At 32.0% G+C, this 16,401-nt stretch carries 14 protein-coding genes; 8 read left to right on the forward strand and 6 right to left on the reverse strand.

All coding sequences use genetic code 11. The features are described 5' to 3' along the window. The first annotated feature begins 69 nt into the window (after positions 1–69). From HNQ00_RS02275 to HNQ00_RS02305, 7 genes are all read left to right on the forward strand, one after another. Complete coding sequence (locus HNQ00_RS02275; protein ID WP_173836688.1) at positions 70–981, forward strand: helix-turn-helix transcriptional regulator; 912 nt, start codon at positions 70–72, stop codon at positions 979–981. A gap of 322 nt (positions 982–1,303) precedes the next feature. Continuing rightward, entirely contained in the window at positions 1,304–1,576 is a 273-nt protein-coding gene (locus HNQ00_RS02280) for a hypothetical protein (RefSeq protein WP_173836690.1), read from the forward strand. A gap of 173 nt (positions 1,577–1,749) precedes the next feature. Further along, positions 1,750–3,498 (forward strand): dynamin family protein, encoded by a 1,749-nt coding sequence (locus HNQ00_RS02285; RefSeq protein ID WP_173836692.1) that lies wholly within the window; start codon positions 1,750–1,752, stop codon positions 3,496–3,498. Between the two features lie 43 nt (positions 3,499–3,541). Further along, positions 3,542–5,179, forward strand: a complete 1,638-nt coding sequence (locus tag HNQ00_RS02290) for a dynamin family protein (protein ID WP_173836694.1) — start codon at positions 3,542–3,544, stop codon at positions 5,177–5,179. Further along, a complete protein-coding gene (locus tag HNQ00_RS02295; RefSeq protein WP_173836696.1) occupies positions 5,173–7,164 on the forward strand; it encodes a dynamin family protein in 1,992 nt (663 codons plus the stop codon). The genes HNQ00_RS02290 and HNQ00_RS02295 overlap by 7 nt, the downstream gene beginning before the upstream one ends. Beyond that, complete coding sequence (locus HNQ00_RS02300) at positions 7,152–7,652, forward strand: hypothetical protein (protein ID WP_173836698.1); 501 nt, start codon at positions 7,152–7,154, stop codon at positions 7,650–7,652. The genes HNQ00_RS02295 and HNQ00_RS02300 overlap by 13 nt, the downstream gene beginning before the upstream one ends. Before the next feature lie 100 nt (positions 7,653–7,752). Then, positions 7,753–8,019 carry a DUF445 family protein gene (locus tag HNQ00_RS02305; RefSeq protein ID WP_173836700.1) on the forward strand — a complete coding sequence of 89 codons (267 nt, stop codon included), beginning with the start codon at positions 7,753–7,755 and terminating at the stop codon, positions 8,017–8,019. A gap of 17 nt (positions 8,020–8,036) precedes the next feature. On the opposite strand, the gene HNQ00_RS02310 is transcribed toward HNQ00_RS02305, so the two are convergent. The 6 genes from HNQ00_RS02310 to gcvP form a co-directional block, all read right to left on the reverse strand. Further along, on the reverse strand, positions 8,037–8,798 hold the full coding sequence (locus HNQ00_RS02310; protein WP_173836702.1) for an ABC transporter ATP-binding protein: 762 nt from the start codon (positions 8,796–8,798) through the stop codon (positions 8,037–8,039). Continuing rightward, the gene (locus HNQ00_RS02315) at positions 8,795–9,544 is read right to left on the reverse strand and encodes an MlaE family ABC transporter permease (RefSeq protein ID WP_035675149.1); all 750 of its coding nucleotides are present in this window, start codon (positions 9,542–9,544) and stop codon (positions 8,795–8,797) included. The genes HNQ00_RS02310 and HNQ00_RS02315 overlap by 4 nt, the downstream gene beginning before the upstream one ends. 78 nt (positions 9,545–9,622) lie before the next feature. Beyond that, the gene (locus HNQ00_RS02320) at positions 9,623–10,471 is read right to left on the reverse strand and encodes a glycosyltransferase family 2 protein (RefSeq protein WP_173836705.1); all 849 of its coding nucleotides are present in this window, start codon (positions 10,469–10,471) and stop codon (positions 9,623–9,625) included. Positions 10,472–10,554: 83 nt separating this feature from the next. Next, positions 10,555–11,076, reverse strand: coding sequence for a methyltransferase (locus HNQ00_RS02325; RefSeq protein ID WP_173836706.1), 522 nt, complete (start codon positions 11,074–11,076; stop codon positions 10,555–10,557). 179 nt (positions 11,077–11,255) lie between these two features. Beyond that, on the reverse strand, positions 11,256–12,314 hold the full coding sequence (locus tag HNQ00_RS02330; RefSeq protein ID WP_173836708.1) for a 3-oxoacyl-ACP synthase III family protein: 1,059 nt from the start codon (positions 12,312–12,314) through the stop codon (positions 11,256–11,258). Between the two features lie 289 nt (positions 12,315–12,603). Beyond that, the gene (gene gcvP, locus HNQ00_RS02335; RefSeq protein WP_173836710.1) at positions 12,604–15,447 is read right to left on the reverse strand and encodes an aminomethyl-transferring glycine dehydrogenase; all 2,844 of its coding nucleotides are present in this window, start codon (positions 15,445–15,447) and stop codon (positions 12,604–12,606) included. Between the two features lie 138 nt (positions 15,448–15,585). Between gcvP and HNQ00_RS02340 the strand changes: the two genes are divergently transcribed. Further along, the gene (locus HNQ00_RS02340; protein WP_173836713.1) at positions 15,586–16,398 is read left to right on the forward strand and encodes a UbiA prenyltransferase family protein; all 813 of its coding nucleotides are present in this window, start codon (positions 15,586–15,588) and stop codon (positions 16,396–16,398) included. The last annotated feature ends 3 nt before the right edge of the window (positions 16,399–16,401 follow it).

Genomic DNA, 16,401 nt, shown 5'->3' on the forward strand with positions numbered 1-16,401 from the left:
AAAAAAAAAGTAATGTGCTAACATCGTTTGGCGGTATAATGATATATGTTTGTCAAAATTAAAAACGGAATGGCAGCAACGCAAAATTTAAACCTCACTCAATTACGTAGAATTAGTTTGTTATTGGCCTATTTAAAGGACAATCCTTATAGTACTTTGGACGATATAATTGAAGCATTTAGAGAAAAAGACAAACAATTGACCGAGCGTACTTTTTACAGATTAAATCAAACCTTAAAAAAGGAGTATGATATTCTTATTGTATTTGACTATTTTAAAAATGGTTATTTTTTTGACGAAGAGAATAGTAGAAACTTAGAGTCTTTTCTAAGCTTGTTAGAACTAGTAACAACTGCCGAATTATTCTCCTCCAATCTTCAAGAGAAAAGCAAAACCCTAGATTATGTTGAGTTTGAAAATACAGCTTCGGTTGCGAGTATTCCCAATTTTAAAATCATTCTAAATGCAATTCAAATGCAGTTGCCAATCACTTTCTTGCACAATAGTTTTTATCATCTCAAACAAGAACAGTACAACTTGAAGCCTTACTTCCTTAAGCAATATCAAAACCGTTGGTATGTGATTGGCGAAACCGAAAAAGGCTACCGTACCTTCGGAATAGATCGTTTGTCAGTTATTAGTATGGGGTCGCAAAAATTCAAAGCCAAATCTGAAGAGGCAAAAGAGTTGTTTAGCAACGTGATCGGACTCAATTACACAGACCATAAACTGGAAAGGGTGCAATTAAATTTTCATATTTCTCAAAAACCATATCTTGAGTCGCTTCCACTGCACCGTACACAAAAGGAAATAGCTGCTATTGAGGATGACAGTTTTACGGTAGAGTTGCTAATTCATCCTAATTTCGAATTCAACCAACAAGTTTTGAAGTACGGTAGTCTTGTTAAAGTTTTAGAACCGAAATGGTTAGTAGAAGAAATGAAAAAAGAACTAAAAAAAGCAGTGGCGAATTACAAATAATTACTGCAAATAATTATATTTGAGAAAGTTGTACTGACAGAAAACTACTAACAATAATAGCTGAATATCTATTGATATTATTTGTGGTTAATAACAATATAGTTATAGTTTAAAGATGCCAATGGATGTTGAACTTATATGCTGTTTGAATTTAATTGGGGTAAGTGGTGATCAGTTTTTGTGAATTAATGTAATTATTTTAAAAAAAAACGGACCACAATGAGGGAAACCGTAATATAATGAGATGAAAAAATGATATTCTTGCCTTATTTTCAAAAAAAGAACTAGTGAAATACATTTTACACCATAAAATATGCGAATCATGGACAAAGAAAGGCCATATTGCCGCACCGAAATTTCTATTGCCTTTACTAAACGTAAAGCAGTAATGCAAGCAGAAGCCTTGATACGTAGTGGTGACGGTTGGGCTATGTACCAAGATTGCTATACCGGGAAAATACTCAGAGGCGGAGAACGTTATGACTACGAACACCTACGATCCTCTGAAGAAATCTTCATGAAATACAGACACATACTAACCAACGAGCAAATTGCAGAAGTAGTCAATTTCCCTGAAAATGTTGGAGTGACTTAAAGGACTATTAACCAGTCAAAAGGAAAAAGACGAATGGAAGATTGGTTGAATTCTTCATTAAACAAGCCATAGTTGGGAGTCAATTTACAATATATTTTATCGAGCTTGAAGAAAGCGGATGAAGGGATTTTGAGAAATTATAATAATATATCAATCAAAACAAAAATATTAAAATGAATTTAGAATTAAAAAGAATTATCGACACTTATGAATTTGATGCTTTAGCAAGTGAATTAGAAAGTACACAAAATGTTGAGAACATCTACATCGGTGTATTGGGTGAATTTAGCTCTGGTAAATCATCATTGTTGAATAGTATTTTAGGGAAGAAAATACTTCCTGCAATGGACAAAGCAACTACAAAATCAATTACTTATATAAAATCGGATACAGCTCAAGATTCAGAAGTAGAGTACTTTGAAATCTCTAAAAATGATAGCGAATTAAAAATTTCATTAATAGAATTTCAAGATATTGCTAAAGGTATTCGAGCAGGTGAATCTCTCGTTTCTGTTAAAAGTAATGATTTTTTAAATAAAGGATATATTTTTATAGATACACCTGGAGTGAGTTCATTGGATCAAACAGATATTGACATTACTTATGGAATGTTACCAAAATTAGATGGAATTCTAGTCTGTATTGATTGTAATACAGGTACTTTGAACGCAAGCCTGGAATTATTTTTGCAGAGACCTGAAATTGAGTTGATAAAAGATAAAATTATTTTTATACTTACAAAATCAGATCAAAAAACCACCGAAGGAATAAATAAAATTATTGAAGGTTTTAAAATAGATATCAATAAATACTTAAAAGTAGACGACATTGATTCTAGAATAATTTCATTTTCAGCGAATGATATTTTTGAAAAAGAAAATAATAGTAGTAATGAGAAACTACTTGATTTATTTGAAGTTTCTATAAATTCAAGAAGAAATCACATAATCTCTCAGCGTCTAAAAGTTCAAGAGGAAACTTTGAAAAATAAAATTATAGATGCACTCAAGGATTTAAAAACAAAATTAAGTTTTGACAATTCTCAATTTAAAAAAGAAAGAATAAAATTAGAAGAAGATATTGAAAGTTTGCAATTGCAAAAAAGCAATATCAAGAAAAAATTATCAAAATTTGAGGATTTATTATCTGATGAAGTTAAATCAATTGGGAAAAGTTTTAGCTCGAGCATTAAATTAGAATTTGCAAGCGTGTCTCCGAATATGGAAAATTTAAGTGATTTATATAATCAATATACAGACAATGTAAATGAATTAATTAGAGCAAATGTCCAGAGATTTTTTCAAGAATATAACATTGTTGACCCAGCAAATATAAATACTGATTTTGGAATTTTAACCTCATCCATTAATTTAATTATTAAGACTAAAAATGCTTTTGCAGGCTTAACAACGGCAGTTGCAATTGCACTGGCAACTGGAGGTGCAGGTGCGGCTGCGAATGCTGCTGAAGCTACTGTTGCTACAAGTGCCGAATTAGGCGGTCAAGCTGCTTCAAAAGTAGTTGCAAGCCAAGCTGCTAAAGCGGTCGCAAAAGAAGCTGGTAAAACAATGATTAAAAAAGCTTTAGGTCAAAGATTAAAATCAATGGCTCTACAAGGTATTGCTGCATTAAATGATGGTGTAAAAGAAATAAATCCAATCGAACATATTGGAGCTTTTGTCGCTAATTTTGCTATCCAATCTAAAACAGAAATTGAAGTTTCGCAAATTGGTAGAAAAATTTTAAATAATACTATGGCTTCTATTGAAGATCAGATAAATTTATTATTTAAAGAGATTGAAGAAAAGGTGAAAATTCACGACAACAACTTAAGTGTCGCTTTTGAAAAATTAAAAAAAGGAAAAAATGAAGTAGAAAACACCAAACGTAATATTCAAGATGAAATTATTAAATTAAGTTAATCATGAATCTAGGAAAGATAATTGAAAAATAACCCTCAGAACTATGGAGAATAGTAAAAAAAATCCCAATCAACTTTTTAGCAATTTATTAAATGACATCATTCATTATAACGATATTTATTCTGATTTATGGGAGCATAAAGACGACATTTGGGAAAAAAAATTATTAAAAAAATTAGAAGTTGATGCTAAAATTTTATTAGAGCAATCTATTTTAGTTTCTGGAAACCAGCAACCAGTTCGAGTTGCAATCGTTGGGAATTTTAGTGCAGGTAAATCGTCTTTTATTAATTCTTTAATACAAGAAGAAATATGCCCTGTAAGTGATAAACCAACAACTTCTTCAGTTACAACTCTTTCGTTTTCTCATAAGAAAGCATTCTATATACTGGATATAAACGGTAATAAAAAGAAAATTTCGTCTGAAAATTACAGAGAGATGATTCAGCACGGAACAGCAGAAACAGTTAAAGAATCCGCCCATTTTTTTATTGAAGGTCCTTGGGAATTTGTAAGAGACATTTCATTATTAGATACTCCAGGATTTGAAAATCCTAATGATGTTTTTACACCAGATAGAAACAATCTTAAAGGCGGAGACGATGAAGAGACAGAAAGAGTAATTAAAAACGAAGCGGATGTTTTGTTTTGGCTAATGGATATTAATACTGGTAGTATTACTGGAGATCAAAAAGAAAGAATTGAAAAGTTAAAAAAAGAAACAACGAATGTTGAGATATATATAATCTTAAATAAAGCTGACCAAAAAGTATATGCTACGGCAAGACAAAAAATTTTGGATGACATTAAAAAAGATTTAGGTCACGTAATTAAAGATGTGATTTTATACTCTTCAAAAACAAGTAACCAAAATGATTCAACTGATTTTAATACAATTATCCAAAATATTAAAAGTAATATTCACAATCAAAATCAGTTGCGAAATGAATCTTGGGAGTTGAAATTTTCAAGCTCTATTGGAGGAAGAGGTAAGTTAAGATTTCACTACAACGATAATGGAATAGAGTCCATGTTTTCATATACTGAAGATTCTATTGATGAAGGTATTATTCCAAATAGACAGGAAATACTAAAAAAATTAAAAGAAATAGGATCTCGTAATAAAGAGATTACAGTTAAAAATTTACAAATAGGATTATCTAATTATGAATTTGATAAAAAAGGTTTATTAGGTTATAAATTAGAAATACAGGAACACTTAAAGTATTTAAATGAAACAAAAATTAAAAAAAGCGATCGCTACAACAATTTCAATAAACACTTAAATTATTTTAATGACGCTTGCATCTCTGAAGTTGTAAATTCCCTTGTATATTACAATACAAATGACTTAATCAAGCAAAATATAGATGCAATTTCAAATTCATTTATGAAACTCATTAAGGTTTTATTTAATAAATTCATTTTAAATATCGAAAAAGAATTAGAGTATAGTTATGCTGAATCTGAAATTGAAATTTTTGACTTGAAGTTTTTATTTAAAAGTTTGATATTTTCAAATATTGATTATGATCAACCGGTTCAATATGCTACAGATGAAACTCTAGGTTTCTTTAGAACCTATCTAGATAATATTTTTTTTGAAAGAGAAGTAACAATTCTAGGAAACAATATTGATGAATGCAACCAAATTATTAAAAAATTAGAAAAAATATGTTAAAACTATATACTCAAAAAAAAGAAACTCTTTTAGCTATTTACAATATGCTATTGGCAAATAACTCAGAGTTTACTAATGCCGATTTAAAAACAGAACTTCTTGAAAAGAAAAAATCATTAGTAAATGATAAATTTATTCTTGCAGTTGCAGGGCAGATGAAAGCAGGAAAAAGCACTTTGTTAAATGCAATGATTTTTGGTGATGATATTTTACCAGCTGATGACACTGAGCTTACCGCAAAAATCACTTTCATAACTTATGATGACAAGCCATCGTTTGAAGCTACACTATATACAGTTGATGAATTTAATGAATTAAGAAATTCATTAAAAGGAACTACTGATGAAAACGGCTTTAATGTACTTCTTAATAATTCATTAGAAACATTACAAAACAAAGGTTATTCAACTTATGATGAGTTATTGAGTAAGAAGATTGTTAAAGGCACTGATTTTAAGGAATTAATACATTTTGTGGGTAAAAATGGTACTTTTACTCCCTTCGTAAACACCCTAACATTAAAAACTAGTTCTAAGTGGGTTAGAAATATTATTGTTGTAGATACTCCGGGAATGAATTCTCCAAATAAATTAAGAGATAACGTAGTTAAAAATTGGATTATAAAAGCTGATGCAGTAGTATATTGTAGTTACGTAGGACGAGCAATGGATGCAACAGACCTTAGATTCATCAATGATTATATGCTTCATATTTCACCTAAACACAGATTAGTTGCCTTAACTAAATCTGATTTAATTAATGGTGAAGACAAATTGAGGAGTACAATAGACGATATGATTGATTCGGAATGGAATCGAGAGAAAAAATTAATTCCAAGTAAGGATTCTATTTTTCCTGTTTGCCAAATGGCTGTTTTATTGGATAAAATGAACAAATCTAAATTGCCTTTTTCTAAAAGAATGGAGGAAGAATATGATACTTTTGATAAAAAAAATATTTTTGATCATGCTAATATTCAATTTTCAAAACTAGAGGAAGCAGTCGAAAATAAAATGATTTCTAATAAAGATGAAAATGTCATCGAGGCAAATCAAAATTATTTATCAACTCTTCTTGATAGTAAATCATTGAATATTAAAGAAGAAATAGATATTACAGAGAAAAGTTTAGACCTTTTAATATCGGATCAAAAAGGACTTACTGAAAAAGAAAAAATCATTCAAAATGATATTAAACATATAAGTGAAAATCTTGATGTACTAAGTAGTAAAATTACAAATTTATATAACAAAGAGGTTAGTACTTTGCAAATTTTTAATGGATTTATAACGGTAAAAGCAAATATCCAAAGAAAATTAGAAGGGATGAATTTTAATGAATTAAATATTCAAGCTTCTATCATAGTCAATAATTATATGACTAAGTATCTTGATGAATTAAAAGAACAGTCAGATAAATTTTCAATAGATTTTTCAAAAGGCTTACAAAAAACATTTGATCAATTCGATTTTCAATTTGATTATATAAATACTGATTTATTAAAAGAAAAAATTCAAATTAAATGTACAAGCCTAATCAATTTACAAATTGAAAATCTAAAATATAAATTATATGATGCAGCTACTAAATTAAAACAATTGTATAGTGACAATGTTGGTTGGTGGTCTCGTAACTTTACTTGGACAGACAAGCATAAAGGAGTTTTAGCGCTTGAAGCTTTTATTATGAATGAAATAGAGCCTATAATACAAGAAGTAAATAAACAAGAAAGTATTTTAAAAATAAATTTATCTTCAGACGTTTCTGAAATAATAAGTAAGATTGAAGAAAACAATCGAACTTTGTTATCGAATAAGTTATCTGAGATTGCACAATTAAAAAATAAATCAACTATTGAACTTGAAAATCAAAAAAAAATAGAAAAAGAAAAGCTACTGCATCTAAAAGAAAATCAATCAAAACTTGATACATTAAAAGAAGAAATTAATAATAAAATTAACGCTGAAGAGTTATGGGAAGCATAGGTTTAATAATTATTTTAGTCATTGCATTCATTACTTTTTGGATTTATAAAACTAAAAAAGGAAAAAGCGATCACTCACTCGAGAAAAATAACCAATCAAACAACAATTTAAATAATGACAAAAAGGAGATTAAAATTGAATTAGATAAAATAAGATCAAAGCATTTGAAAAACTTAATTAATTATTATGTGACATTGTTTTCACAAACGGAATTAGATAATCAAGTGGATAGAGATCGTATTGCTGAAACTTATCCAATAACTATAAGTAGAGAACCATTTAAATTTACTTTTTTATTTACTAAATATGATTCAGCTTTAGTTAATGAATGTATTTTAGAAATAATCGAAATGTCGAATAATTTGGAAATAGAAAAATCTACAAGCGAGCCGTTTCTACAATTTGAAAATTTTGTAAAAAATAAAGCAAAGTTGAAAGCGCAAAAAAAATTTAATGATTTTCGTGGCACTTTGCCTAAAACTTTATAATTATTAAAAATAGTTTTGTGTTTGTAGGAAATTCAAGTTGTTTTTTACTAAAAACACATAAATTACACTTAGTATTATTACGATACAAACATCTTCCATAATGAAAAACAAGCTAGACTCCATATCGCTTCTAATCGCTTTCTCAGGTTTAGTGCTTTTTGAGCTACTAGTTCGTATGGATATTTTAAGCCATCCAGCTTGGAAAATCGTGAATGCAGGTTTTGAAGCGGCAAATATTGGTGGCTTTGCCGATTGGTTTGCGGTCAGTGCTTTGTTTCGGGAGATTCCTATTCCGATTGTGCGGAAGCATACCAATAGTATAAAAAAACGGAGACTGATTTTAAATCGATCTCCGTTTTCTTTTTAGAAATTATATTTTTAAGATTACTCCCTTAAATAAGCTTCTCTTACTTTTCTAAATAAATTTGATGAGTACACAAATGCTACAACATCTTCATTATCTGTTTTAAATATCTCGTCTTTATTTCCTTGCCACGCTTTTATACCGTTTTTTAAGAATAAGATGTTGTCTCCTATTTCCATCACCGAGTTCATATCGTGCGTATTGATCACAGTTGTAATGCCATATTCCTCAGTAATTTCCTTGATTAAATTATCAATTAGGGTTGCTGTATTAGGATCTAGTCCTGAATTAGGTTCATCACAAAAAAGGTATTTAGGTCTATTAACGATAGCCCTCGCAATAGCAACACGTTTTTGCATTCCTCCAGAGATTTCTGATGGTAATTTATCATGAGCATCCTTTAATGCAACTCTTTCTAGAACAAAATCTACTCTTTCTTTAACGGCTGCTCTGTTATCTTTTGTAAACATTTTTAATGGAAACGCTACATTTTCAGCTACAGTCATCGAGTCAAAAAGGGCGCTTCCTTGAAATACCATGCCTATTTCGGTACGCAACTCTCTTTTCTCATCATCCTCTAATTCAGAATATACACGGCCATCAAAACAAATTTGCCCAGATTCTGGTGTGTGAATTCCAAGTAGGCTTTTTAGTAATACTGTTTTTCCAGATCCACTTTGTCCTATTATTAGGTTTGTTTTTCCTGTTTCGAAAACAGTGGATATACCCTTCAATATTTTATTGCCGTTGAAAGACTTCTCTATGTTTTTTATTTCTATCATGATCCAAGTAGTAATTGCGTTAATATGTAATTGAAAAGGATTATAGAAACTGACGTCCATACAAACGACACAGTACTTGCTTTACCTACTTCTAGTGCACCACCTTTCATGTAGTAACCATGAAAAGAAGGTATAGTTGCTAGCAACATCGCAAAAATTAGTGTTTTAATAAAGGCGTATACAATATGAAAAGGAATGAACTCCATTTGTGCTCCTAATATAAATTCATCGCTAGATGTGAAACCGCCATAAACACCTGCCATCCAACCACCAAGTACTCCCAGAAACATACTGATTCCTATTAGAAAAGGGTACATCAGTAGAGCGATAATTTTAGGAAAAACCAAGTAATTAAGTGAATTTACACCCATAACTTCTAAGGCGTCAATTTGCTCTGTTACCCGCATCGTACCTATACTTGATGTTATGAATGAACCCATTTTCCCTGCCATAATAACAGAGATAAACGTGGGAGCAAATTCTAAGATAACCGACTGTCTTGTGGCAAATCCTATCAAATATTTTGGTATCAAAGGATTGGTTAGGTTCAACGCTGTTTGAATAGCAACAACCCCACCAACGAAGAAGGATATAAATGCAACAATTCCTAAAGAGTCAATTATTAAATCGTCAATCTCCTTGAAAATTAGTTTTTTCATCACTGACCATTTAGTCTGCTTGATGAAAATTTCTCGTAGCATTAAAAAGTAGCGACCTACTTGTGATAAATATCGAATGAGCATCATAGTTTTGTGAATATGGGCTAAATTACAAATTTAGCGATTGTAAATAGTATTTTATAAATAGTAAAGTAATTGATTTAACTAAAATAGTTTCTCCTTCATTTTCTTTAAACGGTAATTTCTAATGAATAGTGCTTCCTCTTTAGTCACCATTAAATCTATACCAGCGCGTTTGGCTTTAAAAAACCCTTGGATATAGTCAAAGAATAGTAAAGGTTTTTTTTTCATAAAAGACAACTTAGCTGATGCAATAGCTGTGATAAGAAAGCCGTATCCCAAGGTGTAAAAAGCTTCACCTTGCTTAAAACGGGCTGTTCTATTATAATTTGCTCCCGTAGGTTTGAGGTGTTTAACTTGCAAAGATGCATCAGTTACTACTTTCCAGTTATAGAATTTACAAAGTAATTCGTCTACCGTGTCCCAACCCATCTGTGATTTTAACCCGCCTATTTGTTTAAAAGCTTCTTTTCTGTACGCTTTCAAAGCCCCACGAATGTGATCTTTATCTGTTAGGTTTTCTAGTACATATTTTCCGTCTTTCTCAATATAGCAAAATCCTCCTACCATACCTATTTTAGGGTCAGCGTTAAAATGGCGCGATAATGTTTCTATATAATTCTTAGGGAATATTAGGTCAGCATCTATTTTCATTATTATATCGTACTGCTCATCTAATGTTGCAAAACCAGCATTAAAGGCTTGGATAACTTTGCTTCCCGGTAAATGGATGGCTGTCGATTGCTTATTTACTAACGATATGTACGGATGCTCTTTCGCGAAAGCGTTGACTACTGCTTCCGTATTATCAGTAGAATTATCGTTGACTACAACAATCCTCTTTGGTAAAACTGTTTGTGAAACCAGTGATTGTAAGGTCAAGTTTATTAAAGTAGCTTCGTTGTGAGCAGGTATAACTAGATAGTAATTCATGATATATTTAATACAGTTCCAACAGTTTTTCTAGAAGGGCTAGGAGACGCGCTATCTAGTATTACGTGAAGACTTATTTAATTTTAAACTCTTTCAGCGTATATAATGTAGTACCTGTTTGTGAAATAACGCAACAATGGACGGATTCCAATTTTTTTAACTGGGTTTGTCCATTTTTGACGGTCTATAATTTTCCAACCTGCTTTTTCAAGTAACCAGTCTAATTGCCAATCTTCAAATTCGTGATAATGACGGTCCCACATATCTGTTTTGCTACGATAAGCTGGAGAGAACCACAAACGCATTGGTATAGAAATTAGCAGTTTATCTGACTTGATTTCTTTTAAAATTGTATAAGGGTTTAGCAAATGTTCGAAAATTTCAAATGCTGTAACTACCTCTTTTTTTTCTTCTGAAAATACTGATTGATCTAAATCTAAATCTTCGCCAGAGGTATTCTTAACAGTGTATCCATCTTCTTTCATAATTTTTGAAAAAGGATTTTCGACACCTAGATCAAGTATTGTTTCAGATTTTGAAATATGTTTGTTTAAAAATTCTAAAGTATGTTTAAACCTTTTATTAGGAAACGTTTTTTCGTACATGTGATAATAAATTTATGCAGTTGCAAATGTACAAAGATATCTTTCTTGTAACAGTGATTTGGCTTCTCTTTATTTTAGGCTTTTTATCGCGCAGTGGTTAGTTGCCTTAAACTAAATAGTCCGCTATTAAAATATAATAGCGGACTACATGATGTTTTATCCAGTTAGATTGAGAGCAGTTAATACCTATATATAAAAGCATTTACGTTCATTCCAGCTCCTACCGAAGCAAAAAGAAGTATGTCTCCTTTATTTATTTGTTGGTCTTTTATTTCACCTCTAATCAATAAATCAAATAAAGTAGGTACGGTAGCCACGCTGCTGTTTCCTAGTTCATGAATACTCATAGGCATAATGTCTTGAGGAACGGGTCTGTCATAGAGTTTGTAAAAACGTTGTATGATGGCTTCGTCCATTTTTTCATTGGCTTGGTGAATCAATATTTTTGCCACATCATCTATTGCGATTCCGCTCTTATCTAAACAGCTTTTCATAGCTGCAGGAACTGTTGTAAGTGCAAATTCATAAATTTTACGACCGTGCATTTTTATATAACGCGTATCTTCCTCTAAATCTTTGTTGTACGACTGTCCAAAAAATAAATAGTTAGCTTCATCCATAGCGTAGGTACCACTCTCATAAGAAAGTAATCCTGTATCATCATCAGAAGCCTCGATTATTGTGGCGCCGGCACCATCAGAATAAATCATTGAATCTCTATCGTGGTCATCAACGACCCTCGATAAAGTTTCAGATCCAATCACTAAACAGCGTTTTGCCATTCCAGATTTGATGTAAGCATTTGCCTGAAGTACACCTTCAATCCAGCCTGGGCAACCAAAAAGGATATCGTAAGCAACGCACTTAGGGTTTTTTATTTGTAATTTATTCTTTACTCTAGTCGCTAAACTAGGTACTGTATCGGCTTGTGTAGTACCAAATTTTACCTCACCAAAGTTATGTGCAAAAATGATGTAATCAATGGTTTCAGGGTCGATTGCTGCATTCTCAATTGCTTTTTGTGATGCTAGAAAAGCTAAGTCAGAAGAGGTTTGATTTTCTTCAGCGTAACGCCTGTGTTCAATTCCTGTTATTCCTTTGAACTTCTCTATTATAATATCGTTTGGACGAGCAAAAGGGGTTCCGTCTTCATTTAAAAACACATGATTTCCAAAGTCTGTATTACTTACTTTCTTCTCAGGAATATAACTTCCTACTCCAGTTATTTTTATTTTCATCGAATTGTTTTCCAAAATTTTAGGCTAATTTAAAAATAAAAAAATGATTCTAGCTATGATATTTACTATGCGTGCATATAATTATTAAATCATAGGTATTTGGCTTAAATACTGATGATTTTTTAATGTTTTTTCGAAAACGTTATAGTATTGCTATTCTATTGAAATAACTTAAAATTAGGCATACGATTTGTCCCTTAGCCTAATGATATCGCTCGTTTTAAGTAAAGTGTTGTAAAAAAAATGCCTCGAACAAGTCGAAGCATTTTAAATATATCAAATTTTGTTTTTACATATACGCTTCAATTGGCGCACAGCTACAAATTAAATTTCGATCACCATAAGTTTCATCAACGCGACGAACACTTGGCCAGAATTTATTTTCGGCAACATATTCTAATGGATAGGCTGCTTTTTCTCTAGAATAGGGTAATACCCAAGTGTCTGCAGTAAGCATTGCCAAAGTATGTGGTGCGTTTTTCAAGACATTATTAGGCTCTTCAGTAGTAGCTGCTTCGATCTCTTTTCTAATAGCTATCATTGCATCACAAAAACGATCTAACTCAGCTAAATCCTCAGATTCTGTAGGTTCAATCATCAATGTTCCAGCTACAGGGAATGAAACTGTTGGAGCGTGATATCCATAATCCATTAAACGTTTTGCAATATCAGATACTTCGATTCCTTTAGTTTTAAAGCCACGACAATCTAAGATCATTTCATGTGCTGCTCTTCCTTTCTCACCAGAATATAAAATAGGGTAGTGCTCTTCTAAACGCGCTTTCATGTAATTAGCATTTAGTATGGCATATTTTGTAGCGTTAGTAATTCCTTCAGCTCCTAACATACAAATGTATCCATAAGAAATTAAGCAAACTAAAGCCGATCCATAAGGGGCTCCAGAGATTGCAGTGATTCCTTGTTCACCACCTACATGCACTAATGGATTTGTAGGTAAAAAAGGAACTAATTTTTCGTTTACACATATTGGTCCCACACCTGGTCCACCGCCACCATGAGGAATAGCAAATGTTTTATGTAAGTTTAAGTGACAAACATCTGCGCCAATAGTCGCTGGATTTGTCAATCCTACTTGTGCATTCATGTTAGCACCGTCCATGTAAACTAAACCACCATTGTCATGTATGATTTGAGTAATTTCTCTAATAGCACTTTCAAAAACACCATGAGTAGATGGATAAGTTACCATTAAACAAGATAATTCATCTTTGTATTGTAACGCTTTCTCGCGTACATCTTCTACATCAATGTTACCGTTTTCCATTGTTTTAGTTACGATAATTTTCATTCCAGCCATCGCTGCCGACGCAGGATTTGTACCGTGAGCCGATGCAGGAATTAAACAAACGGTTCTTTGATTATCACCTCTTGATTGGTGGTAAGCACGAATGGTCATCAATCCAGCATATTCTCCTTGAGCTCCAGAGTTAGGTTGTAATGTTGTACCAGCAAAACCAGTAATCACATTCAATTGATGCTCTAGTTTTTTCAACATTTTAGTATATCCTTCTACTTGATCTAATGGAGCAAATGGATGTATTGTATTCCAGTAAGGCATACTTAAGGGCAACATTTCGGCTGCTGCATTCAATTTCATAGTACAAGATCCTAGCGCAATCATCGAGTGATTCAATGATAAATCTTTACGTTCTAGTTTTTTGATATAACGCATCAAGCTCGTTTCTGAGTGGTATTTATTAAATACTTCATGCGTTAAAAAGTCTGTTTTTCTATCTAAGAAATCAGGATAATTATTTTCGTTTACGTATTCTTCAATTTCAAAAGCATCTTTTCCTACTGCTTCAGCAAATACTGCAATTACTTGATTTACATCAGGAGCAAGTATCGTTTCATTAATCGAGATCGAGATGGTGTCTTTATCAATATAATAAAAGTTGACCTCATTTTTCTCAGCGATTGCTTTAACCTTTTGAGCATCTGCTTTTACAACAATAGTATCAAAGAAGGCAGTATTTGTTTGATAAATACCTAATTTGTTCAATGCTTCAGCAAGAGTAGACGCAGTTGAGTGCACTTTATTTGCGATATATTTTAATCCTTTAGGACCATGATAAACGGCAAACATTCCAGCCATTACAGATAATAATACTTGTGCAGTACAAATATTTGAAGTCGCTTTTTCACGTTTTATATGTTGTTCACGAGTTTGCAAAGCCATACGCAAAGCGCGGTTGCCATTTGCATCTTGTGAAACACCTATGATTCTACCTGGCATAGAACGTTTGTATTCTTCTTTTGTAGCAAAAAATGCTGCATGTGGGCCACCATAACCCATTGGGATACCAAAACGTTGTGTAGTTCCCACAACAACGGCAGCTCCCATTTCTCCTGGAGGAGTCAACTTAACTAATGATAAGATATCAGCGGCAACAGCTACTTTAATTTCGTTATCATTTGCTTTTTTAATAAAATCAGCATAGTCATAAACCTGACCGTATTTACCTGGGTATTGTAAAATTGCACCAAAGAAATCCTGAGAAAAATCAAATTCTTGGTGATTTCCTACTACTAATTCTACACCTATAGGGGTAGAACGTGTTTGTAAAACTGATAATGTTTGTGGCAAAATTTCTTCTGAAACGAAAAATTTGCATACATTGCTTTTCTTTTGGTCTCTAGTACGTACATCAAACAATAACGCCATAGCTTCAGCAGCAGCTGTACTCTCATCAAGTAAAGAGGCATTAGCAATTTCCATTCCTGTTAATTCAATAACCATGGTTTGAAAATTCAAAATCGCTTCTAAACGACCTTGAGCAATCTCTGCCTGATACGGTGTGTAAGCAGTGTACCATCCTGGATTTTCAAAAATATTTCTTTGAATCGCTGGAGGAACAATTGTTGGGTGGTATCCTAACCCAATATATGATTTGTAAACTTTATTTGTACGACCTAATAAACGAATGTGATTTGCATATTCGTACTCAGTCATAATATGCTCTAGTTCCAATGGGTTTTTTAATCGAATGTCAGATGGAATCGTTTCATCAATTAATTGATCTAATGAATCTACACCTATGGTTTCTAACATCTGTGGTAAATCGTTTTCCCTTGGGCCTAAGTGTCTTAAAGCAAATGAGTCTGTTTTCATGTAAGTATAGTAATGTTGTGTTTTTTTAGTGTTGCAAAAATAAGTATTATAAACAATCTAATTCGTGTTTTTAGATTGATTTTTTAGCAATTTTTCAACTAAATCTGGTATTTGTTCACAATTGATTAATTTTGTTTAATGGTAAGTTTAAAGCAGGTTTTTGATTTTTATCTCCGTAGTAGTTTACACGTGGCTTTTTCAGTGTATGCACTAGTTAGAATGACGCATTTTATGTTCAACATAATTAGCGACGAACCCATTGCAAATTTTGCTTTTCTAGGGACTATTGTGGGGTATAACTTTGTTAAATATGATGCATTGGCTCGAGCCAAAAAAAGAACCATGCGTAGTGAGTTGAAATTAATTACTCTTTTGAGTTCGATTTCGCTCTTTGGCGTGGGCTATTACTTTTTTAAACTGCAATTAATCACTCAGGTTGTATCAGTTGCTGTACTTGCGCTAACCTTGTTGTATACTTTGCCTTTTTTTCCTAATCGAAAAAATGCACGCAACTGGGCTGGAGTAAAAATATACATTGTGGCTTTATGCTGGGTAGGAGTAACTTTAGTATTGCCCTTAGTAAACGCTCATGTTGCCTTAGGAAATGACTTTTTCTTGAAATGCATTCAGCGGTTTATCTTGGTTTTTGTGTTAATTCTTATCTTTGAAATAATCGACATGGCAAACGATGACCCTCATTTGCAAACGGTACCCCAGCAAGTAGGGACTAGAAATACAAAAATTATTGGACTATTACTTCTTATTCCATTCTATTTTTTAGAGTTTTTTAAATATAAATTCATCGCAGAGCAGTTAATAGTTAACGGAATCTTAGTGGTGATCCTTTCCTTGTTTTTGGCTTTTGCCAATGAGAAACGCTCTACATATTACACCTCATTTTGGGTAGAAAGTATCCCAATAATTTGGTGGTTGATGGTTGTATTCTTTTAAATT

The organism is Flavobacterium aeripolare (assembly GCF_013294025.1).
Classification (GTDB): domain Bacteria; phylum Bacteroidota; class Bacteroidia; order Flavobacteriales; family Flavobacteriaceae; genus Flavobacterium.